The organism is Nocardia sp. CDC159 (assembly GCF_023740735.1).
Lineage (GTDB): Bacteria > Actinomycetota > Actinomycetes > Mycobacteriales > Mycobacteriaceae > Nocardia > Nocardia pulmonis.
The window spans coordinates 243115-266756 of the sequence record NZ_JAMRXH010000008.1 but is presented as its reverse complement, the minus strand read 5'-3'; the positions used below and the strand labels follow the sequence as shown (position 1 = coordinate 266756).

Sequence of the window (23642 nt, the reverse complement as noted above, 5' to 3'; positions counted from 1 at the left end):
GAATGGCAAAGCCATGGGTATTAGGTTAGGTTAACCAAAGTAATCGGATCGCGTTCGTGAGTTCTCGGACGGAGAGCATTGTGTCGGAATCATTGGCGATCGTCGTCGAGTCGGTCGAGAAGTCGTTCGGGGCGGTGAAGGCCCTGCGCGGCATCACCTTCGGCGCGCCGGAGGGCAGCGTGCTCGGCGTGCTCGGGCCGAACGGGGCTGGCAAGACCACCACCGTGTCGGTGCTGTCCACCCTGGTGCGGCCCGATGCGGGCCGCGCCCTGGTGGCCGGCTACGACGTGGTCCGCGAGGCCGCCCGGGTGCGCGCCTCGATCATGCTCACCGGCCAGTACGCCGCGTTGGACGAGATGCTCACCGGCCGGGAGAACCTGGTGCTGTTCGGGCGGCTGATGGGCCTGCGGCGCAAGGCCGCCCGGCAGCGCGCGGAGGAGCTGCTCGAGCAGTTCGCCCTGACCGAGGCTGCGGACCGGCGGGTGGGTCAGTACTCCGGCGGTATGCGCCGCCGCATCGATATCGCCTGCGGCCTGGTGCGGCCGCCGCGCGTGGTGTTCCTGGACGAGCCGACGACCGGCCTGGATCCGGTGAGCCGCCAGAGCCTGTGGTCGCTGGTGCGCTCGCTCAAGGAGCAGGGCGTGACGATCCTGCTCACCACGCAGTACCTCGAGGAGGCGGATGCGTTGAGCGACAACATCATCGTCGTCGACAAGGGCACCGTGATCGCCGAGGGGACCGCCGATCAGCTCAAGGCCCGCTCGGGCTCGGGCTACTGCGAGGTGGTTCCGGTCGACGCCGGCGACGTGCCCGCCGTCGTCACCGCGCTGTCCGGCCTCGGCGAGGTGACGATCGCCGAATCGCGGGACCGGGTCTCGGTGCCCGCGCCCGGTGGGGCGGCGACGCTGTCGGAGGCGCTCGACCGAATCAACGCCGCCGGAATCGAGTTGATCGATATCGCCCTGCGCCGGCCCTCCCTCGACGAGGTCTTCATCGAACTGACCAAGCCGAACGTGGGAGCGCAGGCGTGAGCGCTGCGAATTCCCCGGGCGCACTGCATGTTCCGGCATGGTTGCAATGGACCGCGCTGAGCGGTCGCAGTATTCGGACCGCCCTGCGCGAGGGCGATGTGGTGCTGGCCTTCGCCGCGCCGCTGGTGTTCTTCGTGTGCTTCCATGTGCCGCTGCGCAAATCGATGGAGCGGGTCGGCATCGACTACGCGCAGTACCTGCTGCCGATGATCGCGGTGTACGCCATGTTCTTCACCTCGATGTTCGCCGGCGACCGGGCCGCGCGCGAGGTGGTCGGCGGGATGGCGACCCGGCTGCGGGCGATGCCGGTGCCGCCGTGGATTCCGGTGACGGCCCGGATGGGGGCGAATCTGGTGCGGGCGCTGGCCGCGCTCACCGGCGCGCTGGTGAGCGGCACGATCTTCGGATTCCGTTTCCACGACCCGGTTTCGGCGCTGGCGTTCGTGCTGATCGTGCTGGCGTTCGGGGCGGCGCTGGTGATCTTCACCGACGCCCTGGGCACCGTCACCCGCAATCCCGAACTCGGCGGCACGGTGTTGTTCGTCCCGCAGTTGGTGTTCGTGATGACCTCGACGGGTTTCGTTCCGGCACAAGGATTCCCGGGCTGGATCCAGCCGTTCGTGCGCAATCAGCCGGTCTCCCAGGTGACCGATGCGCTGCGCGCCCTGGCCGACGGCCGCTACACCGCCGAGCTGCGGGTCGCCGCGGTCTGGATCGTGGGACTGCTGATCGTCGGCGCGGTGCTGGCGGTCCGCGCGGAAGGACGGCGGGCATGAGTGACAGGACCGATCCGGTGCGCTCCTCGCTGTGGTCGCAGAGCCTGATCGAGTGCGGCCGGTTGCTGCGCCGGTGGTCGCGGCAGCCGGAGGTCATCTCCAGCACCCTGGTGCTGCCGATCCTGCTGCTGCTGGCCTACGACCTGGTGCTGGACAAGTCGCTGGGCGCGGGCGGCGGCGCCGATCCCATCTACGGCTTCGTGCCCATGATCGCGGTGGCCGGGGCCATGTACGGTGCGATGGGCACGGGGATGTCGCTGCACGGTGAACGCAAAAGCGGTCTGCTGCGGCGATTCTGGGTACTGCCGATCCATCGCTCGGCCGGGCTGATCGGCCGGCTGCTCGCCGAATGCGGCCGGGCGGCGGTCGCGACTGTCGTGGTGGTCGTGGTCGGAGTGCTGCTCGGGCTGCGTTTCCAGCAGGGCTGGGCCGGACTGTTCGGGGTGGTGGCGATGCCGGTCCTGGTGATCGTCGGATTCACGCCGCTGGTAGTTATGGTCGGCGTGAGCGCCATCGGCGACAAGGTCGTGCAGCTGTTCTCGATCGTGGTGCTGGTCGGCATGTTCTTCAATTCCGGCTTCGTCCCCGTGGAGAACTATCCGGGCTGGTTGCAGCCGGTCGTGCGGACCCAGCCGATGAGCTGTGCGATCGAGGCGATGCGCGGCTTCATCCTCGGCGGTCCGCTGCTCGTGCCGGTGCTGCAGACGCTGGCGTGGGCGGCCGGGCTGACCGTCGTCTTCGGCGCCCTGGCGGTGCGCGGCTACCGCACCGCCTCGGAGAGCTGACCGCCCATCCGGTTTCATCTGCGGGGCAACGGGTTTGAGAGCCGCGGCGATGGAGTGCGCACCATCGCCCCGGCATTGTCGATATACCCGACAGATGTCACGCCAAGCGCTACAGTGGTGACGAGCCCATGGCTGCCCAGCGCGACGAGGCGTTTCGGGGTGCCGTGGACCGTGGTGGCGCCACGCGCATGGTCGACCACCACGGCATCGTCGCCGGAGCCGGATTCAGCAGAACCCGAAACATAACCGGCCAAAGGTCACGGCGAGTGCGCCGGCCAGGGCGAGGACCGCCGCGCGTGCCCCCAGCGGTACCGAAACGTCCGGGCAGGCTTCATTGTCGAACCCTCCTCAGTGCGAGGGCGATTCGGTGCTGCGCGGGTGCAGCGACAGGCAACTCAGCCTCGACTTCCGCACGGAGAACTCGATCTTCCGAACGGGCGCGACGGTCGCCATAATTGGCACTCGGTACACCTGAGTGCTAACGGTTTGTGTCCCAGGAGGAAAAGGGTCATGAGCGCAGAGTTCTCGGCGCATATCGCATCGTTCGACGCGGCCGACCGCGGCGAAAAGTTCCGCATCGCAATGATTGTTCCGCCCTACTTCGACGTACCGCCCAAGGCGTACGGCGGGGTCGAGGCCGTGGTCGCCGATCTGGTCGACGCACTGGTGGATCGAGGCCACCACGTCACGCTGCTGGGCGCCGGCGAGCCCGGCACCAGGGCGCAGCGGTTCATTTCGGTCTGGGACGGCATCCAGGCCGACCGCCTGGGCGATCCGTTCCCCGAGGTCGTGCACGCGTTGAAGGCGCGCCGCGCGCTAGAGCAGGTCATGGCCCGCGAGGGGATCGATCTGGTGCACGATCACACCTTCGCCGGTCCGCTCAACGCTCCGTTCTACCGGGACCTCGGGCTACCCACCGTGGTGACGGTGCACGGGCCGGTCGACGGCGATCCGTACATGTACTACCGCGAACTCGGCGAGGACGTGGCGCTGGTCGCGATCAGCGATCGGCAGAAATCGCTCGCACCGGACCTCAACTGGGCGGGCCGGGTACACAATTGCCTGCGAGTCGAGGATTGGCCTTTCCAAACCGAGAAGAGCGACTACGCTTTGTTCTTGGGCCGGTTCACCGAATGCAAGGCGCCCCATCTGGCGCTGGAGGCGGCGCACGCGGCCAATCTGCCGCTGGTGCTCGCCGGAAAGTGCAGCGAACCACCCGAGAGAGCGTATTTCGATCGGGCGGTGCGGCCGCTGTTGACCGAACGAGACCAACTGTTCGGCATGGCCGATTCCGCCGCCAAACGAAAACTGTTGTCCGAAGCCAAGTGTCTGCTGTTCCCGGTGCAGTGGGAGGAACCGTTCGGAATGGTGATGATCGAGGCGATGGTGTGCGGCACGCCCGTGGTGGCGTTGCGCGGCGGCGCCGTCGCCGAGGTGATCGTCGACGGGATCACCGGTCGCATCTGTGACGATCCGGCCGAGTTGCCCGTGGCCGTCAAGGAAGTCCAGGACTACGACCCGCAGGCGTGCCGAGATCACGTTATGCGCAACTTCGGTGTCGACACCCTCGGGCGCGGGTACGAGAACGTGTATCGGCGGGTGTTGCGCAAGGCCCGTCCCGCGCGTGGCACCACCACGATCCGCACCTGGAACCTTCCGAGCGGGCACGCCACTGCGAGCGCTGTTGCGGCCGGGCACGTTCCGGCGATAGTTCCGGAGACGACTCAGGCCCGTCCGTTGGCCGCGACTCGGCGAGTGGCCGGGGTGGTGACGGCAGACACCTCCGATGCCATGGAAGGAGATAGTGCGTGAACGGAGCGCCCGCCGCATTGAATGCCGGGGAGCCATCGACCGTGGGCGGCCCCGGCGGGGCGGTCACTCTGGTGGAGGGGAGCACCTTCTGCCTGTCGGACCGCGTCGGTGATGTGGAACCGGGAACGGCGCACGGGCTGTTCTATCGTGACGCGCGGGTGGTGTCGCGATGGGAGCTGCGTGTTGACGGGCAGCGGCCGGAGCCGCTGTCGGTGCTGAGCCCGGAGGCATTCACCGCGCGGTTCATCCTGCGCCGGCCCCCACGGGCCGGCGCAGCCGACAGCACGCTGCTCGTGGTCCGCGAGCGACTGGTCGCTGACGGACTGCGCGAGACGGTGACGCTGGAGAACCTCGGCCGGGAGGCGACGGCGGTCGCGCTGGAGCTGCACGCCGACGCCGATTTCGTGGACCTGTTCGCGGTCAAGGAGGGCCGCGCCGGGCACGGCCGCGCCGAGGTTCTGGTCACCGACAACGAGCTGCTGCTCAACGACCGCTCGGATCGGGCGCGGGGACTGGCGGTGTCGTCGTCGGAGCCGCCGATCGTGCTGCCGGGATCGCTGTCCTGGCGGGTGGTGGTCCCGGCCGGCGGCCGCTGGCAGACCGAGATCCTGGCCCAGCCGACCACGGCGAATCAGCGCGTGCATCTGCCGCTGCGCCCGGGCGAGCACTACGGATCGAGCGAGCCCGGCCGCAAGATCGAGGCTTGGCGCGATACCGCCACCAAGCTGACCACCGGCGATCCGCTGCTGACGGCGGTGCTACAGCGCACCGAGAGCGATCTGGGCGCGCTGCAGATCCACGACTCCGACCGCGAGGGCCGCACCTTCGTCGCGGCCGGAGCGCCGTGGTTCATGACCCTGTTCGGCCGCGACAGCCTGCTCACCGCCTGGATGGCACTGCCGCTGGACGTGGGCCTGGCGCTGGGCACCATGCAGCAGCTGGCCGAGATGCAGGGGCAGCGGATGGATCCGCTGACCGAGGAGGAGCCGGGTCGGATCATGCACGAGATCCGGCGTGGTCCCTCCAACAGCCTGGTGCTGGGCGGCGAGGTCTACTACGGAACCGTCGACGCCACACCGCTTTTCGTCATGCTGCTGGCCGAGGCGCGGCGCTGGGGCGCGTCCTCGGAGGCCGTGCACGCCCTGTTGCCCGCCGCCGACGCGGCGCTGGACTGGATGACCCATTTCGGCGATCGCGACGGCGACGGCTTCCTCGAATATCAGCGCGCCACCGACCGCGGCCTGATCAATCAGGGCTGGAAGGACAGCTTCGACGGCATCAACGATGCCGTAGGGCACCTGGCCGAGGCGCCGATCGCGCTGTGCGAGGTGCAGGGCTATCAGTACGCGGCGCTGCTGGCACGGGCCGACCTGGCCGAGGAGTTCGGCGAGACCGCGGTGGCCACCAGGCTGCGGGACCGGGCCTCGGCGCTGCGCACCAAATTCGCCGAGGCGTTCTGGATGCCCGAAAAGGGCTGGTACGCCGTCGCATTGGATCGCGGTAAGCGCCGGGTCGACGCGCTGACCAGCAATGTGGGCCACTGCCTGTGGTCGGGCATCGTGCCCGACGAGCACGCCGCGCAGCTCATCGCGCATCTGGCGAAGCCGGAGATGGATTGCGGATTCGGTTTGCGCACCTTGTCGTCCAAGATGGGCGCGTTCAATCCGATGAGTTACCACAACGGTTCGATCTGGCCGCACGACACCGCCATCGCGGTGGCCGGACTGCTGCGCTACCGCCACATTCCCGGCGCGGTCGAGCTGGCCACCCGGCTGGCCGACGGGCTGCTGGACGCGGCGGCGGCCTTCGGCGGCCGGTTGCCCGAATTGTTCTGTGGTTTCCCGAGATCCAGATTCTCCGCGCCGGTGCCCTATCCGACCTCCTGTTCACCGCAGGCGTGGGCCAGCGCCGCACCGCTGCTGCTGGTGCGTTCGTTCCTCGGCCTGGATCCCGATGTGCCGCACCGGAAGCTGACCGTGCTGCCGCATCTGCCCCGGCGCTGGGGTCGGGTGGAGCTCACCGATCTGCGCCTGGGTGGTGCGGTGATCGATCTGGCCGTCGACGGCGACCATGTGGTGGCCTCCGACCTGCCCGAGGACTGGCGGCTGATCACGCACTAGGCCGCGGCTTCAGTTGTTGTGGGTGTGCGGCGGCACGGTCGGTCCCTCGCTGGCCTGGACCAGGACGAAACCCTGGCCGCGGAAGGCCAGCTGCGCGGCCTCGCCGCTGCCGCGGCCGATCAGCGCACCCACCTTGAACGTCCGGTTGACCCCCACCTGCAGACTGGTGCTCCACGCCACGGCGGACTGGCCGTCGGCGAAGGTGGGGGCGCGGCTCGCGTCGAGCATCACGGGTGCGCCGTGGGTGGTGACCGCGACCCAGCCGGTGCCGTGCAGGGTGGTGTTGAACAGGCCGCCCGCGGCCATTCCCGCCCCCTGCACGCGCTGGATGTTCGACGCCAGCTGCGGCTCGTAGGCCAGCACGTTCTCGCCGTTGACGGTGATGCCCTCGTTCTCCAGATAGAACAGGTGGATGTCGTCGGCGTTGTGCGCGAGGTACAGCGCACCCTGGCCCGTGACCCGCATCAGCGGTACGCCCTCGCCGGTCACCGCCTTCTTGATGAACTTGCCGATACCGCCGGCGCCCTGGTAGTTGAAGTCCATCTGTCCCTGGAACGCCACCATGGCGCCCTGCCGGGCCAGCACATCGCCATCGAGGTGTACGCGCAGCATTTTGGGGTTCTGCAGGGCGAACTGCCCCGAGACCTGTCCCTGCTCCAGATTGCCGAAGAACGAACTACGCATCGCCGGTTGACCTTTCGTCTCGTATTCCCATGTCACCGTGGGGCGTTGCGCCGCTCATACCGGAACCCGCTGAGTGTCACTGGCTTTCGGGACCGATGGTATCCGGATGCGCGGTGCGCCGACCTGCCCCGGATTCGGCCGGGTCCCGGCCGAGACGACGGTCACAGCTCAGCAGACCGGGGCGAGGGGCGCAAGGAGCCGGGCGAAACGCCGGGCGCGGGCGGGAAGAGGCCAAAATCACAATACGGCCGGACGTTCACCTCCCGCGCTAGTCATCGCCGGTTCGACAGTTGCTCTCAGCTGGAATTATCAACCGCTCGGTTTGCGCTGTCCGGGGGGTCGGCGTTCGACTGGAGTGCATGGCTGGCGAGGTGAGGACCATGGGCAGGCGCAAAGGTCTCCTGCCGCGACTGCGCCGCCGCAATCTCGACGGGTACGAGATCGTCATCTCGCCGCCGGAGCGGCCGACGCACGACGAGAAGTTGAACGCCCATCGCAATGTGCTGATCGTGGCGCTGTTCGCCGCGCTGGGCGGCATGCTCTACGGCTACGACACCGGCATCATCTCCGGTGCGCTGCCGAAGATGTCGGCGCAATGGGGAATCGACCACGACTGGCAGGAGATCGTCACCGCGGCCATCCTCGCCGGGGCGGTGATCGGGGCGCTGGTGGGCGGGACGCTGTCCAAGGCGCTGGGCCGCCGCAAGACCATCTTCATCATCGCCTGCATCTTCGCCCTCGGCGTGGTGGCCTGCTCGGTGGCGGTGAACCAGTGGATGATGGCCGCCTGCCGGTTGTTTCTCGGACTGGCCGTCGGTGGTTGTTCGCAGATCGTGCCGACCTATATCGCCGAACTCGCGCCGCCGCGCCGCCGCGGCGCGATGGTCACCTTCTTCAATATCGCCATCGGAGTGGGCATCTTCCTGGCGAACCTGGTCAGCGTGCTCGCGGGCGACGCGTTCGAGGCCAACGACGACTGGCGCTGGATGATCGGCATCGCCGTGTTCCCCGCGCTGGTGCTGGCCGTGGCGATGCTGCGGCTGCCGGAGACGCCGCGCTGGCTGATCGAGAACGGCACGGTCGGCAAGGCCCGGGTGGTGTTGCGCAAGCTGCGCCCGAATCGTTCCATCGCGGTCCGCGAGACGCTGGAGATCTGGGCCATCACCCAGCAGGAGCGCACCGAATCCCGTGGCGGCTGGGCGAATCTGCGCCAGCGCTGGGTGCGCCCGGCGCTGATCGCGGGTCTGGGCATCGCGGCGTTCACCCAGCTGTCCGGGCTGGAGATGATGATCTACTACTCGCACACCATCCTCGGCGACGCGGGCTTCGACGCACATCTGGTCGCCTGGTCCGGCCTGGGCATCGCGACGGTCTACCTGATCTTCACCGCGGTCGGCGAGCGCCTGGTCGATGTGGTCGGGCGCCGCCGCCTGATGCTGTGCCTCATCCCCGGAGCCACCCTGTTCCTGTTCGGCTTCGGCGCCCTGTTCGTCCTCACTTCCCACCCCAACCGCTACCTCACCCTGGCCCTCATGCTGGCCTACATGGCCTGCAACGCCGCGGGCCTACAGGCGGTCGGCTGGCTGCTCGGCTCCGAGCTCTACCCGCTGAGCATCCGCGACCGCGCCACCAGCCTGCACGCCGTAGCCCTCTGGGGCTCCAACCTCATCCTCACCCTCACCGCCCTGACCACCATCGACACCCTGGGCATCGGCCCCGCCTTCATCCTCTACGCCGGATTCAACGCCCTGTCGTTCGTCTTCGTCTTCTTCCTGGTCCCCGAAACCAAGAACCATTCCCTCGAGGACATCGAACAATCCCTGCGCGAGGGCACCTTCCTCCCGCTACGCGGCAACATCTCCAGCCACGTTTCGGATTCTCACCAGGCGCTGTCGACGTCCAGAAGTTCCGCGGGGTCGATGCTGACGGGGAACGGATAGTCGACATTCAGGATATTGCCCGCGTGCACCGTTGTGGGCGAACCATATTCGCCGCCGACCAGCGTGTGTACCTCGATCCGGGGATGTGGTTCGAGGTCGATGATCCAGTACTGGGGAATTCCCGCGTTCGCGTAGTCGTAGAGCTTGTCGACCCGGTCGACGTGCTCGCTTCCGCTGCGTCGCGAGACCACCTCGGCGACCAGGAGCAGATCGCGTCCATAGAAGGTGCGGGTGTTGGCCTCATGGGCTGTGCGTGCCGCGTCGCGGTCGATGACACCCACGCCGGGTTTACGAACGCCCGCCGGGGTGGAGATATCCATCGGCGCCTGGACGTATACCTTCACGCCCGCCGCGCGGGCGGCGGAGCGAAACCGGTCACGAAGGATGTCTGCGGCCATGTCGTGGCGCGGGCTCGGCGACAAGGGGATCAGCCACCCGTCAGCCAGTTCGTAACCCTTACCTTCGTCCGGTAACGCATCCAGGTCGTAGATCGTGTACGGCCCGAAGGGGTGATCGTGGGCGACACTCACGGCGTCCTTCCTTCCCGGCCGACCTGCTGACCTCCACAGCGTAACCGGTCACGGGGGCTAGAGGCTGACTCGCTGATCCTCGGGCAGGAACAGTTTGTCGGTGTCCTTGACGCCGAAGGTCGAGTAGAACTCCGGCAGGTTGCGGACCACCTGGTTGCAGCGGAATTCATTGGGGGAGTGGGGGTCGTTGGCGACCTGCTGTTCGAGGTTCTGTTCGGTCTGCTTCTCGCGCCAGTTGCGGCCCCAGGCCTGGAACATCGGCGTGTAGTCGAGGTTGTCGCGGCCGTTCTTCTTCTCCTCGATGCGGAAGGCCGCGAGGGCGATCTGCAGGCCGCGCAGGTCGGCGAGGTTCTCGCCGACGGTGAGTTCACCGTTGACGTGCTGGCCTGGGTCCAGGCCCTCCGGAACCAGCGCGTTGTACTGCGCGATGACCTGTTTGGTCTTGGCGTCGAAGGCCTCGCGATCCTGCGTGGTCCACCAGTCGCGGCGGTTGCCCTCACCGTCGTACTTGGAGCCCTGATCGTCGAAGCCGTGCCCGATCTCGTGCCCGATGATCGCGCCGATGGCGCCGTAGTTGACCGCGGACTCGGCGTCCTTGTCGAAGAACGGCGCCTGCAGGATGGCGGCGGGGAAGTTGATCGAGTTCGAGGTGGCCTCGTAGTAAGCGTTGACCGTCTGGGGCGACATGCCCCATTCGGTTTTGTCGACCGGCTTGCCCAGGCGGTCCATGGCGCGCTGCGACTCGAAAGCCTCGATGGCCAGGATCGATTCGACGAGTTTGCCGCGGCTCACCTTCACCTTGGAGTAGTCGACCCACTTGTCCGGATAACCGATCTTCGTCGTGATCTTGTCCAGCTTCGCGATGGCCGCGTCGCGGGTCTGCGGCGACATCCAGGTGGAGTTGCGGAAGTTCTCCCGGTAGGCGGCCATCAGGTTGTCCACCAGTTCCTTGGCTCGGTCCTTGGCCTCGGGCGGGAAATACTTTTCCACGTACAGCTTTCCGAGCGGTTCGCCGAGGTTGCCGTCGACGACTCCGACTGCCGACTTCCACAGCTCGGGACGCTGCTGAATTCCGCTGGTGGCCTTCTGATAATCGAAGTTGGCGTCGGACAGATCCTTCTTCAGATACTTGGCGTACTTGCGAAGCAGGCTGAGCTTCAGGTAATCCCGCCAGATCGCGATGTCCACCTCGGTCCACAGCTGCCCCGCGGCGGTCACGAACGACGGCTGCCCGACGACGATCTTCTCGAACAGCTCCTTCGGTCGGTTGGTACTGCCCGCCAGCCATGGGTCCCAGTCGAATGTCGGTGCGAGCGAGACCAATCCGTTCCACGACTCGAGGTTGTAGGTGGCGTCGGTGTCGCGGGTGCGCACGTTGTCCCAGAACCCCGCGGCGATGCGCGTCTCGAGATCGAGCACCCGCTGCGCCATACCCTGCGGATCCGGGAACCCGGCCCCGGCCGACAGGCGTTCCAAGAGCGTCCGATAGGCCGAAAGGTATTCCGCGAATTCGGGTTTGCGATAGTACTGCTCGCTCATCCCGATGCCCGACTGGCTGACCTGGGGCAGATACGCGTTGGAATCCTTGCGGTCGACGGTGATGCTGAGCCCCATCAGACCGGCCAGTGGCAGTGCGCCCATCACCTTCGCCAGATCGGGTTTCGTGGCGGCCTTATCGATCTGGTCGAACATGCCCTGCAGCGGCGACAGACCCAGCTTCTCGATCGTGTCCAGATCCAGCCGGGCGTCGTAGAGATCGCGGATCTGCTGCTCGGTCGTGCCGTCCTTCGGATCCTTGATCCCGTCGATCACCGCGCGCAGCTGATCCAGCACCCGATCGCCGACCTCGTCGAAGGTGCCGAAGCTGGTCTTGTCCGGCGGCAGCTGATACTCCTTCAGCCATTTGCCGTTCATGTGCCGATACAGGTCGTCCTGGATCCGAACGGCCTCGTCCACTCCCGACAGATCCGGCCCGTGCAACTGCGCCTTGGGCGCCGATTCCTTCGAACAGCCCACCAGCGCGGTGGCCACCGGCACCGCCCCGAGGGCGATCAGAAACGAGCGGCGATCCAGGCGGGCCCGGCCTCGAGACGTCACAGACAACCTCTTCCCGACTTGGTGATCTTGTTCGGCCTTGTTGTGAGGAGGAGGCTAGTGCAAGCGGCTGAGGAACGGCTGAATTTGCCCCGCGCCGTCTTCCGGGCATGTCCGGCCGGATTTGGGTACCACCTGCGCCTTCGCTACACTGAACCGGTTGCCTGCGGCACAACTGTGCCCGCACTCAGGCCGTGAACCCCCAGTGGTTGATCTCTTCGATCAGGCGAAACCGCTGGCAGGCGCGCGTTCGGAGGGCAACTGACCATGCCCGTCGGGTCGGTAATCCGGCGTGCATATCGTCCAGGTCCAGGAGGAGAGCTGAAGTGATTCAGCAGGAGTCGCGACTGCGCGTCGCCGACAACACGGGTGCCAAGGAAATCCTGTGCATCCGCGTGCTCGGCGGTTCGTCGCGTCGCTATGCCGGCATCGGCGACGTGATCGTCGCCACCGTGAAGGACGCCATCCCCGGCGGCAACGTCAAGAAGGGCGATGTCGTCAAGGCCGTCGTCGTGCGCACCACCAAGGAGCGCCGCCGTCCGGATGGCAGCTACATCCGTTTCGACGAGAACGCCGCGGTGCTGATCAAGGCGGACAACGATCCGCGTGGCACCCGCATCTTCGGCCCCGTCGGCCGTGAGCTGCGTGACAAGCGTTTCATGAAGATCGTTTCGCTGGCCCCGGAGGTGCTCTGACATGAAGGTGCACAAGGGCGACACCGTGATCGTCGTCTCGGGCAAGGACAAGGGTGCCAAGGGCAAGGTCATCCAGGCCTACCCGAAGACCGAGAAGGTCCTGGTCGAGGGCGTGAACCGGATCAAGAAGCACGTCGCGAACTCCGCGAATCAGCGCGGCGCCAGCTCGGGCGGCATCGTGACCCAGGAGGCGCCCATCCACGTCTCGAACGTGATGGTTGTCGACTCCGACGGCAAGCCGACCCGCGTGGGTTACCGCACCGACGAGAACGGCAAGCGGGTGCGTATCTCCCGTCGTAACGGGAAGGACATCTGATGACCACCACCGAGAAGATCCAGCCCCGGCTGAAGCTGCGCTACCGCGAGGAAATCAAGGACGCGCTGAACTCCGAATTCAACTACGCCAACGTGATGCAGATCCCGGGCGTGGTGAAGGTCGTCGTGAACATGGGTGTCGGCGACGCCGCCCGCGACGCCAAGCTGATCAACGGCGCCGTGGCCGACCTGGCCCTGATCACCGGCCAGAAGCCGGAGATCCGCAAGGCCCGCAAGTCCATCGCGCAGTTCAAGCTGCGTGAGGGCATGCCGATCGGCGCCCGCGTCACCCTGCGCGGCGACCGCATGTGGGAGTTCCTGGACCGCCTGGTGTCCATCGCCCTCCCGCGTATCCGCGACTTCCGCGGCCTGTCGCCGAAGCAGTTCGACGGCAACGGCAACTACACGTTCGGCCTGTCCGAGCAGTCGATGTTCCACGAGATCGACGTGGACAAGATCGACCGTCCGCGCGGTATGGACATCACCGTCGTGACCACGGCGACCAACGACGAAGAGGGCCGCGCCCTGCTCCGTCACCTCGGCTTCCCGTTCAAGGAGAACTGAGCATGGCTAAGAAGGCTCTGATCAACAAGGCCAACGCGAAGCCGAAGTTCGCGGTTCGCGCCTACACCCGCTGCCAGCGCTGCGGCCGCCCCCACGCGGTCTACCGCAAGTTCGGCCTGTGCCGCGTGTGCCTGCGTGAGATGGCGCACCGCGGCGAGCTGCCGGGCGTGCACAAGGCTAGCTGGTAAGTCTCTCGGCCTCGGCCGAATTCGATGCGGTGGTTCGTCGATCGACGAACCACCGCATTCGTGTATCTCGGACCGTCCGAGGAACGAATGGACACCCCACACGGGGTGCCGTTACCGTCGATGGCATGAGCGCAGGCGGGGGACCATCCGGGTCGGAAGCGAATCTGTCCGTCGTACCCGAGGACGTGCAGGCGGTCGGCCGGTACGTCTACGAGATCGCCGACACGATGAGGCAGGCTCTCGACTCCGCTGCCCGTGAGGTCGACACCCTGCTCACCTCGGAGTGGACCGGTGATGCGGCCGAGGAGTTCAGAACCGGCTGGGACGAGACCCGCGACGGCGGCACCCAGCTGATGCAGGCGCTGACCGGTCTCGCGGAGAAACTCGGCATCACCGCCGCCAATTACCGCAGCACCGACGCGGACAATGCCGCAGGTTTCTCGAGCCTGAATCTGCCGTCGTGAGCTCACAATTCGCCGTCGACCTGGATCGGCTCGACCAGATCGTGTCCCGCCTCAACGGGCTGGCGGGCTTTCTGCACGACCATCTGGAGGAACTCGACCGCCGAGTCAACGCATTGCGGAACGGCAGCTGGGAATCGGCGGCCGCCGCCGCGTACGCCCAGACCCATGCGCAGTGGCTGGCCGCGGCCCGAGAATTCGCCGAGGGCGTCGCCGCGATGAGCGATGCCGCGCACAAGGCACACGGCCGCTACACCCAGGCCATCGACATCAATCGACGCATGCTCCAATCGGGACAGCCGTGATCGTCGACTGGCAGGTCTACTACGACGCCGCCAAGAAATGCCATGACCTGGCCGACGAGCTCCGCCGCGCGGACAAACCCGTACACGACGCGGTCAAGGGCGAATGCGCGGGCATGGCCGGTGACGCCCCGGGCTGTAAGCAATGGGGCGAGGCCTACGACAAGGCCGCGCAGCAGACCATGCAGGTCTGCTCGAGCCTGGCCAACGCCCTGACCAATTACGGTTCCGTGCTGTACGCCATGGGCTATAACTACGGCACGGCCAACAAGAGCAACCCCGCACCGCCGCGGCCGAGTGTGAGCCAGGTCGGCGAGTACCGGGTCGCTATCCCAACTTCGGTCGCCGACAACGGAATCGGATTCACCGATCACGGCGGTATCAAGGAGTTCCTCGACAAACTCATCGCGAAGGTCCTCTCCGCCTTCGGCAAGCTTCCGAACGGCCACGCGGGCAAGCTGGAAAAGGCGCACACCACCTGGAACACCTTCGCCAACCACGCGACCGTCACCGGCGCCCCCGCCCGCATCGCCACCATTTCGGCACTGTTCGACGGCATGGACGACGCCACCAACAGGCAACTGATCCAAGGCCATTTCACCACCCTGAAAACCAGCGCCGACACCGTCGCCACCGCGAGCCAGCACATGGCCGCCCCCGTGCGGGACTACCACGAGGCGACCATCGCCCTCGGCAACGAAACCAGCAACGCCATCAACACCCTCGAACTGACCATCGCCCTCACCGCGATAGCCGGTGGCGCCCTGGCCCTGTTCAGCCTCGGCACCTCCGCCGTCGCCGCGGCCGCCGCCATCGACGCCGACATCCTGCTCACCATCAACGCCATCCAGGCCTCCTACCGCGCCAGCCGGATGGTCAAGGTCATCGGCCTCACCAGCCTCGCCGCCGGTGCGGTCGGCGTGGCCGATGCCTTCCACGCCGTGCCCACGATCGACTTGGACAAGGCCGTCACCAATCTGGCCGCGATCATCGCGATGAAAGCGCTGATCGACGACGACTCCGGCACCGGCCCCGCCAATGCCGCCAACACCCCGGGGACCGAGGAATACCAGCGGCGTGTCGAGGAATTGGCGAAGGATCCGGCCAAGAACGGCGCCGTCTCGCCGCAATCGAGGCGAGAGGCCGAGGTTGCTCTCCAGGCCGAGCACGACGGATTGCTGCAAGGACCGATTCAGCGAGCGCAGCCGGGGCCCAACGGCGAGGACACCGGTGACTTCGTCGACAAGGACGGCAACCGTGTGGACGTGAAAAGTTCGCCGGACGCTCGCCCCAGCTATCGCCCGGGCGCCGGGACCCCGATCCCGAACCCGCAGACCGAACAAGAGTTCATGGATATGGTCAACAAGGATCTGGCGAGTGGTGAGAACGTCCTCGTGGATCCGGACGGCATGTCGGCCGCCCGCCGTGCTCTACTCGAGGGGCTCGTCGCCAAAAATCCGCATTGGCAGGGAAAGGTAATCTGGGGACGATGACCACGACCTACGGCCGCACGCAGGATGCGGTACGACGTTGGCCGGACGATGCCCGTGCGCGAGAGGCTCTGGAGGCGTATTTCGCGACTCTTCCGCTCGATCCGTCCGCGGAACGGACGACCTCGTCGCTTCTCAACGGCTGGGCACTCGACTTCCGGGGCGCAGACCTCACCGGTTTGGATCTTCTCGGAGCCGAACTCAGCGAGGCGAACCTGAGCGGAGTGCGCCTGGTGAATGCTGATCTGTATACGGCGTGGTTGTCGGATGCCAACCTGGAAGCGGCGGATCTTACCGAGGCCGACCTACGAAAGGTGCAGGGGCGCGGGTGCAATGCCGCTCGGGCTGTGCTCAGAAATGCCGATATCCAAAGAGCCGAGCTCGATGCGGCCAACTTGCAGGATGCGGACTTCAGTGGTGCCCGACTCCAGCACGCACTCTTTTCCGGCTCGGATCTTCGTGGCGCCGATATGCGTGGATGCGCCGTCGATGGAGCTGGGTTCACGCAGGCTCGTCTCGGGGGAGCTCTAGTACAGGACATGACCGGCACCATTCTCGGGCCGGTAGATATCGGGGAGCAGGAACCCCACGTCATAGACGGACCGCAGTTGGAACTGTGGTTCCATGAGCACGGCGCGCAGGTCCAGGTCAAAATTCTCTGATACACCGTTGTATTGCTCACCGCGGATCCGTGGCCGGGAGGATGTTGGGTATCTCGGTGGTAGTTCAGAATATGAACCACAAAGAGGTGGAATTGATTTCAGAGGTATGTCGCCGAAGGGCGACAGCCAAAGCGAAATGATCGTCGCCCTTCAAACCGCCGCCGAACAAGCGCTCCTTCTCCAAGGCTATCTTTGGTCCAGCGGCGACTGATGTTGGTTCGGCGGCGTCGGCATGGAAACGTCAGAATTCGAGCTCGGACCACGGGATGCGGATGGGGAATGGAAGAGCGGCCACGATGCCGTCGGAGTCCTTCGGGGTCCACTTGCCGGTCAGTAGGTAGTTAGCGGGGTAGAGGGGATGTACGCCGGGTGGAAGCTTGCCGTGGTCGGTCTCCAGCGCGTAGGCGCGAACCATGGCGATCGCGCTTCTCGTGCGTTCCAAAGTCACTTCCCAGTACCAGGGGATACCTACCGCGGCGTAACGCGCTTTCTTGTCGTCGATGTCGGTTTGGGTGTTCGTTGGTGACAGCACTTCACCGACCAGGAGGACGTCGTCCGCGCGAACGTCCTGGTATGGCTGCGGAAGGCAGCGGTGGATCAGGAAATCCGGCGTCACGAAGTCGTTCTTTCCCGATTGGGCAAGAAAGACATTCGTTTCCGTATGAACGCGCCAGCATTGCTCCGGTTGGCGCGCCATCTCGTCGCGGGCGCATCTCCGCAGCCCGCTCCACATCAGGTTGGTGAATTCCTGATGCTCGGCCGGTCCACGGCGGACCCAGACGACCCGCCCGTTCCACAGCTCGATCTGCCCGGCGATCTCTTCAGGCAAATTTTCGAGCTCTTCCCAGGTCATGTGTTCTGGGAGGTCGGGTCGCTCCATAGCTGGACTCGACATGCTGTCATCGTAGTCCGGGCTCGGGGCGACGACGCTCGATTGCAAACCGGACTCCGTCAGGCCGAAGGGTCATCCGTCGGTTTCACTCCCATTGCAGGACCCAGGGCCGAGGTCGTTAGGCAGCCAACGATGGCCGGGCCTTGTGTACCAGCGCATCGTTGTGCAGCGCCTCCACTATGGACAACGCATAATCCACCCGCCGCGTCCGATTCGACGCCGGGATCGGATCGCCCACATGCTCGCTCCATACGTGCCGCGATGCGCGAACGAGCGGAGTCGCTCCGTGTCGTCCAGAATCGGCACCTCTGGGCATCGTCGAGAACCTGCCTCGCGAAGGGTTACCGTATCTGCGCGAGATGGTGACCGAGCACGCCCTCCGGCCGGGCTACTCCTATGCCGACGAATTCGACTACGGCCTCGGGTTGATCCTCGACGGTCTCGACCGCGCCCATCGGGCCGAGTGACTGTGGCCAACCCCATGCCCCCCGGATTTTGCCCAGCTGACGGCCCCCTCTACACTGAACCGGTTGCCTGGGGAGCTCTGTGTCCGCACACGACCCTCGGTGACGCGACCTCAACCGGGCGGCCAAAGCCGTCCGGACCAGCCGAATTGCTGTAGGCCCACCATCGGCGTGCGAAAGCGCGCAGGTGCTGTATGGGAACCGCGGCGAGAAAGGTGAGTGGTCTACCCATGACCATGACTGATCCGATTGCAGACTTCTTGACCCGTCTGCGCAACGCCAACTCGGCGTACCACGATCAGGTGAAGGCGCCGCACTCCAAGCTCAAGGTGAACATTGCCGAGATCTTGAAGCGTGAGGGCTACATCGCCGACTACCGCGTCGAGGACGCGCAGGTCGGCAAGACCCTGGTCGTCGACCTGAAGTACGGGCCCAGCCGCGAGCGGTCGCTCGCCGGTGTGCGCCGGGTGTCCAAGCCCGGCCTGCGGGTGTACGCGAAATCCACCAACCTGCCCAAGGTGCTGGGTGGCCTCGGCGTGGCGATCATCTCCACGTCGCAGGGCCTGCTCACCGACCGTCAGGCCAAGCAGCAGAATGTGGGCGGGGAAGTCCTCGCCTACGTCTGGTAAGGGAGGTAGGAACAATGTCGCGTATCGGCAAGAAGCCGATCCCGGTTCCCGCCGGCGTCGAGGTGACCATCGACGGCCAGAACGTGTCGGTCAAGGGTTCCAAGGGCACCCTGTCGCACGTGGTGGCCGAGCCGATCACCGTCGCCAAGGGCGAGGACGGCCAGATCGAGGTCATCCGTCCGAACGACGAGCGTCAGAACCGCTCGCTGCACGGCCTGACCCGGACCCTGATCGCCAACATGATCACCGGCGTGACCCAGGGCTACGAGAAGAAGATGGAAATCTTCGGCGTCGGTTACCGCGTCGCGGCCAAGGGCTCGAACCTCGAGTTCGCCCTGGGCTACAGCCACCCGGTTCCGGTCGAGGCCCCCGAGGGCATCACCTTCAAGGTCGAATCCCCCACCAAGTTCTCGGTGTCGGGCATCGACAAGCAGAAGGTCGGCCAGATCGCCGCGGTCATCCACGGCCTGCGCAAGCCCGATCCGTACAAGGGCAAGGGCATCCGGTACGAAGGCGAAGTGGTTCGCCGCAAGGTCGGAAAGACGGGTAAGTAAGCCATGGCACAAACCGAAACTCAGAAGGCCGCGCGCAAGCCGCTCGGCAAGGACGTGTCGACTCGGCGCCGTGTCTCCAAGGCGCGCCGGCACTTCCGTCTGCGCAAGAAGGTCCTCGGCACCGCCGAGCGTCCGCGTCTGGTCGTGTTCCGCTCCGCGCGGCACCTGCACGCCCAGCTGGTCGACGACTCGGTCGGCAAGACCATCGCCGCGGCGTCCTCGATCGAGGCCGACGTGCGCGCCCTCGAGGGCGACAAGAGCGCCAAGGGCAAGAAGGTCGGCGAGCTGATCGCCGCCCGCGCGAAGGCCGCCGGCGTGGACACCGTGGTGTTCGACCGCGGTGGTCACGACTACCACGGCCGCATCGCCGCCCTGGCGGACGCCGCTCGGGAAGGCGGGTTGAAGTTCTGATGACCAACAGCAAGCGCAACGGAAGGAACGTCTGATGCCGGGACGTCAGCGGCGTGACGGCGGAAACGGACCCGCCGGACAGAACGGAAGCGGCGACGGCGGTCGCCAGGAGCGGCGGGGTCGCCGCGACGATCGTCGCGAGCAGACTCAGGCCGAGAAGAACCAGCTCGAGCGGGTCGTCGCGATCAACCGCGTGTCCAAGGTCGTCAAGGGTGGTCGGCGCTTCAGCTTCACCGCCCTGGTGATCGTGGGCGACGGCAACGGCCTGGTCGGCGTCGGCTACGGCAAGGCCAAGGAAGTTCCCGCGGCCATCCAGAAGGGCGTCGAGGAGGCTCGCAAGAACTTCTTCCGCGTCCCGATGATCGGCTCCACCATCACCCACCCGGTTCAGGGTGAGGCGGCGGCCGGTGTCGTCATGCTGCGCCCGGCCTCGCCCGGTACCGGTGTGATCGCCGGTGGCGCGGCCCGTGCCGTGCTGGAGTGCGCCGGCATCCACGACATCCTGGCCAAGTCGCTCGGCAGCGACAACGCCATCAACGTCGTGCACGCGACCGTGGCCGCCCTCAAGCAGCTGCAGCGTCCCGAGGAGGTGGCCGCTCGCCGTGGCCTGCCGATCGAGGACGTCGCTCCTGCGGGCATGCTGCGTGCGCGCGCGGGAGTGGGAGTCTGACATGGCACAGCTGAAGGTGACCCAGATCAAGTCCACGATCGGCGCCAAGAAGAATCAGCGGGAGTCGCTTCGCACCCTCGGCCTGCGGGGCATCCGCAAGTCCGTGGTCCGCGAGGACAACGCCCAGAACCGCGGGCTGATCAACGTCGTGCGCCACCTCGTTACCGTTGAGGAGGTCGCTGGGAGCGCAGCGACCAAAGGAGGCGCAGCATGACCCCGATTAAACTCCACCACCTGCGTCCGGCCCCGGGCTCGAAGACCGAGAAGATCCGGGTGGGTCGCGGTGAGGGCTCCAAGGGTAAGACCGCGGGTCGCGGCACCAAGGGCACCAAGGCCCGCAAGAACGTGCCCGCCCGCTTCGAGGGTGGCCAGATGCCGCTGCACATGCGCCTGCCGAAGCTGAAGGGGTTCACCAACCGCTTCCGCGTCGAGTACCAGGTCGTCAATGTGGGTGACATCGCCCGGCTGTTCCCGCAGGGCGGCACCGTCGGCAAGGACGAGCTCGTCGCGGCCGGTGCGGTCCGCAAGAACGAGCTGGTGAAGGTGCTCGGCGACGGGGAAATCGGTGTGGCCGTTCAGGTTACCGCCGACAAGTTCTCCGGTTCCGCCAAGGAGAAGATCGCCGCCGCCGGTGGTACCGCCACCGAGCTGGGCTGACAGTAAGGGTTGAAGACAGTGGTCGCCGGACGGGTGAGAGCCCGTCCGGCGTCGCTGTTAGAGTTCAATTGTTGTCTGCCACCGCCCCATGTCGTTAGCCAGGAGGATCTGTGCTTTCCGCCTTCGTATCGGCTTTCCGGACCCCGGACTTACGGCGGAAGATTCTCTTCACGCTGGGCCTGATAGTGCTGTACCGGATCGGCGCGACGCTGCCGTCACCCGGTGTGGATTACAAGGCGGTCCGACACTGTATCGATGTCGTCTCCGGTGGTGACTCGGCGGGTATCTACCAGCTGATCAACCTGTTCTCCGGTGGCGCGCTGCTACAGCTGTCGGTCTTCGCGATCGGCATCATGCCCTACATCACCGCGAGCATCATCATTCAGTTGCTCACGGTCGTCATCCCGCGCTTCGAGGAGTTGCGCAAGGAAGGCCAGTCCGGCCAGACCAAGATGACGCAGTACACGCGCTATCTGGCTGTGGCGCTTGCGATTCTGCAGGCGACCGGTCTGGTGGCGCTGGCCGCCCGCAAGCAGCTGATGCGCGGTTGCCCGCAGGACATCCTCGCGGACACAAGCGTTTTCGGCATGATCATCATCGTGCTGGTGATGACCGCCGGTGCGGCGTTGGTGATGTGGTTCGGCGAGCAGATCACCGAGCGCGGTGTCGGCAACGGCATGTCGCTGCTGATCTTCGCCGGTATCGCGGCGCGAATTCCCGCCGAGGGCAAGCAGATTCTGGACAGCAAGGGCGGACTGATCTTCGGTCTGGTCTGCTTCGCGGCGCTGCTGATCATCATCGGCGTGATCTTCGTGGAGCAGGGTCAGCGCCGGATTCCGGTGCAGTACGCCAAGCGCGTGGTCGGCCGCAAGATGTACGGCGGCTCCTCGACCTATCTGCCGTTGAAGGTCAACCAGGCCGGCGTCATCCCCGTGATCTTCGCCTCCTCGCTGCTGTATCTGCCCAATCTCGTCGCCCAGCTGACCCAGTCGAGTTCGGGCGGCCAGGGGAGCTGGTGGCAGGAGATCATTCAGAAATACCTGGTGAACCCGAGTAACCCGGTCTATGTGGCGATCTATTTCGCCCTGATCGTGTTCTTCACCTACTTCTACGTCGCGATCACCTTCAATCCGGAGGAGCGCGCGGACGAGATGAAGAAGTTCGGTGGTTTCATACCCGGGTATCGTCCAGGTAAGCCGACCGCCGACTATCTGCAGTACGTGCTGAGCCGAATCACGCTGCCCGGTTCGATCTACCTCGGTGTAGTGGCCGTGCTGCCGAACGTGTTCCTGAATATGGGTTCGGCCGGTGGGTCGGGCTTCCTGCCGTTCGGTGGCACCTCGGTGCTGATCGTCGTCAGTGTGGGCCTCGATACGGTCAAACAGATCGAGAGCCAATTGATGAACAGAAATTACGAAGGGTTCCTCAAGTGAGACTCGTACTGCTCGGACCGCCGGGTGCCGGCAAGGGCACGCAGGCTGAACTGCTGTCTGACAAGCTGGGTGTTCCGCACATCTCCACCGGGAACCTCTTCCGCGCGAACATCTCGCAGCAGACCCCGCTGGGCCGGGAGGCGCAGAAGTACCTCGACGCGGGCAACCTGGTGCCGAGCGATGTGACCAACCGCATGGTCGAGTCGCGCATTGCCGAGCCCGACGCCGCCAACGGCTTCGTGCTCGACGGCTACCCGCGCACGGTCGATCAGGCCGAGGCGCTGGAGAAGATGCTCAAGGAGTCGGGCCGCGAGCTCGACGGCGTGGTGAGCATCGTGGTGCCCGAGGATGTCGTGGTCGAGCGCATGCTGGGCCGCGGTCGCGAGGACGACAACGAGGCCATCATCCGCAACCGCATGCGCGTCTACCGCGAGGAGACCGCGCCGCTGCTGGACCACTACGACGGTGCGGTCGTCTCGGTGGACGGCGTGGGTGCGGTCGAGGAAGTCAACGAGCGCATCCTGCGGGCACTGGGTCACTGACGGGAATGGTCTTCGGCCGGAAGAACAAGAAGGTGGTGCCGTTCCGCACCGCCGGGGAGCTCGACGCCATGGCGGCGGCGGGCGCGATCGTCGGCAAGGCGTTGGTCGCGGTGCGAGCCGCGGCCAAGCCGGGTGTGTCGACGCTGGAGCTGGACGAGGTCGCCGAGCAGACCATCCGCGATGCTGGTGCGGTGCCCTCGTTCAAGGGATATCACGGGTTCCCGGGGTCGATCTGCTCCTCGGTGAACGACCGTGTGGTGCATGGGATTCCGTCGAAGGACGAGGTGCTCGCCGAGGGCGATCTGGTGTCGATCGACTGCGGCGCGATCCTGGATGGCTGGCACGGGGATTCGGCGTGGACCTTCGGGGTCGGGACGATCATCGAGGCCGACCGTCTGCTGAGCGAGGCCACCCGGCTGTCGATGGAGGCCGGGATCGCGGCCATGCTGCCGGGTAATCGACTCACCGACGTCTCGCACGCCATCGAACTGGGCACCCGCGCGGTGGAGAAGGAGCACGGGCGGGCCTACGGCATCGTCGACGGATACGGCGGGCACGGGATCGGGCGGCAGATGCATATGGACCCGTTCCTGGCCAACGAGGGTGAGCCGGGGCGCGGGCCGAAGCTGGTGGTGGGATCGGTGCTGGCGATCGAGCCGATGCTGACCCTGGGCACCACACAGACCCGGGTGCTCGACGACGACTGGACCGTGGTGACCGAGGACGGCAGCCGAGCGGCGCACTGGGAGCACACCGTGGCGGTCACCGAGGACGGGCCGCGCATTCTCACCCTGCGTTCCGAATAAGCACGGCAGCGCGCTGTCGGCGCGGCATGACAGCGCGTAACCAGCAATCCCCGAAAAGTTCTGTCCCCGTTGGCTTGTGCAGGCGTTGTATGCTTTCGCCTGACGAGGGCCCGACCGGCCCGCACCATGGGGGTT

At 66.2% G+C, this 23642-nt stretch carries 27 protein-coding genes; 23 read left to right on the top strand and 4 right to left on the bottom strand.

The window, feature by feature from the left end; genetic code table 11:
- Positions 1-77 precede the first annotated feature (77 nt).
- The 5 genes from NDR87_RS19920 (at position 78) to NDR87_RS19900 (ending at position 6524) form a co-directional block, all read left to right on the top strand.
- A complete protein-coding gene (locus NDR87_RS19920; protein ID WP_251914579.1) occupies positions 78-1031 on the top strand; it encodes an ATP-binding cassette domain-containing protein in 954 nt (317 codons plus the stop codon).
- On the top strand, positions 1028-1807 hold the full coding sequence (locus NDR87_RS19915) for an ABC transporter permease (RefSeq protein ID WP_251914359.1): 780 nt from the start codon (positions 1028-1030) through the stop codon (positions 1805-1807). Before NDR87_RS19920 ends, NDR87_RS19915 begins: the two co-directional genes overlap by 4 nt.
- Complete coding sequence (locus tag NDR87_RS19910) at positions 1804-2592, top strand: ABC transporter permease (protein WP_251914360.1); 789 nt, start codon at positions 1804-1806, stop codon at positions 2590-2592. Before NDR87_RS19915 ends, NDR87_RS19910 begins: the two co-directional genes overlap by 4 nt.
- A gap of 510 nt (positions 2593-3102) precedes the next feature.
- A complete protein-coding gene (locus NDR87_RS19905) occupies positions 3103-4404 on the top strand; it encodes a glycosyltransferase family 4 protein (protein ID WP_372494226.1) in 1302 nt (433 codons plus the stop codon).
- Entirely contained in the window at positions 4401-6524 is a 2124-nt protein-coding gene (locus NDR87_RS19900; RefSeq protein ID WP_251914361.1) for a glycogen debranching N-terminal domain-containing protein, read from the top strand. Before NDR87_RS19905 ends, NDR87_RS19900 begins: the two co-directional genes overlap by 4 nt.
- Before the next feature lie 9 nt (positions 6525-6533).
- Here NDR87_RS19900 and NDR87_RS19895 read toward each other — a convergent pair whose 3' ends face one another.
- Complete coding sequence (locus NDR87_RS19895; RefSeq protein ID WP_251914362.1) at positions 6534-7208, bottom strand: AIM24 family protein; 675 nt, start codon at positions 7206-7208, stop codon at positions 6534-6536.
- 380 nt (positions 7209-7588) lie between these two features.
- Here NDR87_RS19895 and NDR87_RS19890 point away from each other — a divergent pair, with 380 nt between their 5' ends.
- A complete protein-coding gene (locus NDR87_RS19890) occupies positions 7589-9148 on the top strand; it encodes a sugar porter family MFS transporter (protein WP_251914363.1) in 1560 nt (519 codons plus the stop codon).
- On the opposite strand, the gene NDR87_RS19885 is transcribed toward NDR87_RS19890, so the two are convergent.
- Entirely contained in the window at positions 9088-9678 is a 591-nt protein-coding gene (locus tag NDR87_RS19885) for a Uma2 family endonuclease (protein ID WP_251914364.1), read from the bottom strand. The genes NDR87_RS19890 and NDR87_RS19885 overlap by 61 nt on opposite strands.
- 57 nt (positions 9679-9735) lie before the next feature.
- Entirely contained in the window at positions 9736-11775 is a 2040-nt protein-coding gene (locus NDR87_RS19880; protein ID WP_251914365.1) for a M13 family metallopeptidase, read from the bottom strand.
- Positions 11776-12098: 323 nt separating this feature from the next.
- Between NDR87_RS19880 and rplN the strand changes: the two genes are divergently transcribed.
- The 8 genes from rplN to NDR87_RS19840 all read left to right on the top strand — a co-directional run bounded on the left by rplN (position 12099) and on the right by NDR87_RS19840 (position 16449).
- Complete coding sequence (gene rplN, locus NDR87_RS19875; protein ID WP_040745724.1) at positions 12099-12467, top strand: 50S ribosomal protein L14; 369 nt, start codon at positions 12099-12101, stop codon at positions 12465-12467.
- Between the two features lies 1 nt (position 12468).
- Positions 12469-12783 carry a 50S ribosomal protein L24 gene (gene rplX / locus NDR87_RS19870; protein WP_195107361.1) on the top strand — a complete coding sequence of 105 codons (315 nt, stop codon included), beginning with the start codon at positions 12469-12471 and terminating at the stop codon, positions 12781-12783.
- Positions 12783-13346: a 50S ribosomal protein L5 gene (gene rplE / locus NDR87_RS19865; RefSeq protein WP_251914366.1), complete on the top strand. Its 564-nt coding sequence runs from the start codon at positions 12783-12785 to the stop codon at positions 13344-13346. The genes rplX and rplE overlap by 1 nt, the downstream gene beginning before the upstream one ends.
- Positions 13347-13348: 2 nt before the next feature.
- Positions 13349-13534, top strand: coding sequence for a type Z 30S ribosomal protein S14 (locus tag NDR87_RS19860; RefSeq protein WP_062507012.1), 186 nt, complete (start codon positions 13349-13351; stop codon positions 13532-13534).
- Positions 13535-13659: 125 nt separating this feature from the next.
- A complete protein-coding gene (locus NDR87_RS19855) occupies positions 13660-13998 on the top strand; it encodes a WXG100 family type VII secretion target (RefSeq protein ID WP_251914367.1) in 339 nt (112 codons plus the stop codon).
- Positions 13995-14300 carry a WXG100 family type VII secretion target gene (locus NDR87_RS19850; RefSeq protein ID WP_251914368.1) on the top strand — a complete coding sequence of 102 codons (306 nt, stop codon included), beginning with the start codon at positions 13995-13997 and terminating at the stop codon, positions 14298-14300. Before NDR87_RS19855 ends, NDR87_RS19850 begins: the two co-directional genes overlap by 4 nt.
- Complete coding sequence (locus NDR87_RS19845) at positions 14297-15790, top strand: hypothetical protein (RefSeq protein ID WP_251914369.1); 1494 nt, start codon at positions 14297-14299, stop codon at positions 15788-15790. Before NDR87_RS19850 ends, NDR87_RS19845 begins: the two co-directional genes overlap by 4 nt.
- Positions 15787-16449, top strand: a complete 663-nt coding sequence (locus NDR87_RS19840; protein ID WP_251914370.1) for a pentapeptide repeat-containing protein — start codon at positions 15787-15789, stop codon at positions 16447-16449. The genes NDR87_RS19845 and NDR87_RS19840 overlap by 4 nt, the downstream gene beginning before the upstream one ends.
- 241 nt (positions 16450-16690) lie before the next feature.
- Here the strand turns inward: NDR87_RS19840 and NDR87_RS19835 are convergent, their stop codons facing one another.
- Positions 16691-17302 carry a Uma2 family endonuclease gene (locus NDR87_RS19835; protein WP_251914581.1) on the bottom strand — a complete coding sequence of 204 codons (612 nt, stop codon included), beginning with the start codon at positions 17300-17302 and terminating at the stop codon, positions 16691-16693.
- 733 nt (positions 17303-18035) lie between these two features.
- Between NDR87_RS19835 and rpsH the strand changes: the two genes are divergently transcribed.
- The 9 genes from rpsH (at position 18036) to map (ending at position 23507) form a co-directional block, all read left to right on the top strand.
- Positions 18036-18434 carry a 30S ribosomal protein S8 gene (gene rpsH, locus NDR87_RS19830; protein WP_251914371.1) on the top strand — a complete coding sequence of 133 codons (399 nt, stop codon included), beginning with the start codon at positions 18036-18038 and terminating at the stop codon, positions 18432-18434.
- Between the two features lie 14 nt (positions 18435-18448).
- Entirely contained in the window at positions 18449-18988 is a 540-nt protein-coding gene (gene rplF, locus NDR87_RS19825) for a 50S ribosomal protein L6 (protein ID WP_251914372.1), read from the top strand.
- Between the two features lie 3 nt (positions 18989-18991).
- Positions 18992-19399 carry a 50S ribosomal protein L18 gene (rplR, locus tag NDR87_RS19820; protein ID WP_251914373.1) on the top strand — a complete coding sequence of 136 codons (408 nt, stop codon included), beginning with the start codon at positions 18992-18994 and terminating at the stop codon, positions 19397-19399.
- A 34-nt stretch (positions 19400-19433) separates the two neighbouring features.
- Positions 19434-20069 (top strand): 30S ribosomal protein S5, encoded by a 636-nt coding sequence (gene rpsE, locus NDR87_RS19815; RefSeq protein WP_251914374.1) that lies wholly within the window; start codon positions 19434-19436, stop codon positions 20067-20069.
- A 1-nt stretch (position 20070) separates the two neighbouring features.
- Positions 20071-20283 carry a 50S ribosomal protein L30 gene (gene rpmD, locus NDR87_RS19810; protein WP_251914375.1) on the top strand — a complete coding sequence of 71 codons (213 nt, stop codon included), beginning with the start codon at positions 20071-20073 and terminating at the stop codon, positions 20281-20283.
- Entirely contained in the window at positions 20280-20726 is a 447-nt protein-coding gene (gene rplO / locus NDR87_RS19805; RefSeq protein ID WP_251914376.1) for a 50S ribosomal protein L15, read from the top strand. The genes rpmD and rplO overlap by 4 nt, the downstream gene beginning before the upstream one ends.
- A gap of 110 nt (positions 20727-20836) precedes the next feature.
- Positions 20837-22159 carry a preprotein translocase subunit SecY gene (gene secY, locus NDR87_RS19800; RefSeq protein WP_251914377.1) on the top strand — a complete coding sequence of 441 codons (1323 nt, stop codon included), beginning with the start codon at positions 20837-20839 and terminating at the stop codon, positions 22157-22159.
- Complete coding sequence (locus tag NDR87_RS19795) at positions 22156-22701, top strand: adenylate kinase (protein ID WP_251914378.1); 546 nt, start codon at positions 22156-22158, stop codon at positions 22699-22701. The genes secY and NDR87_RS19795 overlap by 4 nt, the downstream gene beginning before the upstream one ends.
- A gap of 5 nt (positions 22702-22706) precedes the next feature.
- A complete protein-coding gene (map, locus tag NDR87_RS19790) occupies positions 22707-23507 on the top strand; it encodes a type I methionyl aminopeptidase (protein ID WP_251914379.1) in 801 nt (266 codons plus the stop codon).
- Positions 23508-23642 lie beyond the last annotated feature (135 nt).

What these genes read in the sequence shown, in the direction of transcription:
- NDR87_RS19910 (WP_251914360.1), top strand. Translation starts at nt 1,804, where the DNA reads ATGAGTGACAGGACCGATCCGGTGCGCTCCTCGCTGTGGTCGCAGAGC.
- NDR87_RS19905 (WP_372494226.1), top strand. Translation starts at nt 3,103, where the DNA reads ATGAGCGCAGAGTTCTCGGCGCATATCGCATCGTTCGACGCGGCCGAC.
- NDR87_RS19895 (WP_251914362.1), bottom strand. Translation starts at nt 7,208, where the DNA reads ATGCGTAGTTCGTTCTTCGGCAATCTGGAGCAGGGACAGGTCTCGGGG.
- NDR87_RS19890 (WP_251914363.1), top strand. Translation starts at nt 7,589, where the DNA reads ATGGGCAGGCGCAAAGGTCTCCTGCCGCGACTGCGCCGCCGCAATCTC.
- rplX (WP_195107361.1), top strand. Translation starts at nt 12,469, where the DNA reads ATGAAGGTGCACAAGGGCGACACCGTGATCGTCGTCTCGGGCAAGGAC.
- rplE (WP_251914366.1), top strand. Translation starts at nt 12,783, where the DNA reads ATGACCACCACCGAGAAGATCCAGCCCCGGCTGAAGCTGCGCTACCGC.
- NDR87_RS19860 (WP_062507012.1), top strand. Translation starts at nt 13,349, where the DNA reads ATGGCTAAGAAGGCTCTGATCAACAAGGCCAACGCGAAGCCGAAGTTC.
- NDR87_RS19855 (WP_251914367.1), top strand. Translation starts at nt 13,660, where the DNA reads ATGAGCGCAGGCGGGGGACCATCCGGGTCGGAAGCGAATCTGTCCGTC.
- NDR87_RS19840 (WP_251914370.1), top strand. Translation starts at nt 15,787, where the DNA reads ATGACCACGACCTACGGCCGCACGCAGGATGCGGTACGACGTTGGCCG.
- NDR87_RS19835 (WP_251914581.1), bottom strand. Translation starts at nt 17,302, where the DNA reads ATGACCTGGGAAGAGCTCGAAAATTTGCCTGAAGAGATCGCCGGGCAG.
- rpsH (WP_251914371.1), top strand. Translation starts at nt 18,036, where the DNA reads ATGACCATGACTGATCCGATTGCAGACTTCTTGACCCGTCTGCGCAAC.
- rplF (WP_251914372.1), top strand. Translation starts at nt 18,449, where the DNA reads ATGTCGCGTATCGGCAAGAAGCCGATCCCGGTTCCCGCCGGCGTCGAG.
- rplR (WP_251914373.1), top strand. Translation starts at nt 18,992, where the DNA reads ATGGCACAAACCGAAACTCAGAAGGCCGCGCGCAAGCCGCTCGGCAAG.
- rpsE (WP_251914374.1), top strand. Translation starts at nt 19,434, where the DNA reads ATGCCGGGACGTCAGCGGCGTGACGGCGGAAACGGACCCGCCGGACAG.
- rpmD (WP_251914375.1), top strand. Translation starts at nt 20,071, where the DNA reads ATGGCACAGCTGAAGGTGACCCAGATCAAGTCCACGATCGGCGCCAAG.
- rplO (WP_251914376.1), top strand. Translation starts at nt 20,280, where the DNA reads ATGACCCCGATTAAACTCCACCACCTGCGTCCGGCCCCGGGCTCGAAG.
- map (WP_251914379.1), top strand. Translation starts at nt 22,707, where the DNA reads ATGGTCTTCGGCCGGAAGAACAAGAAGGTGGTGCCGTTCCGCACCGCC.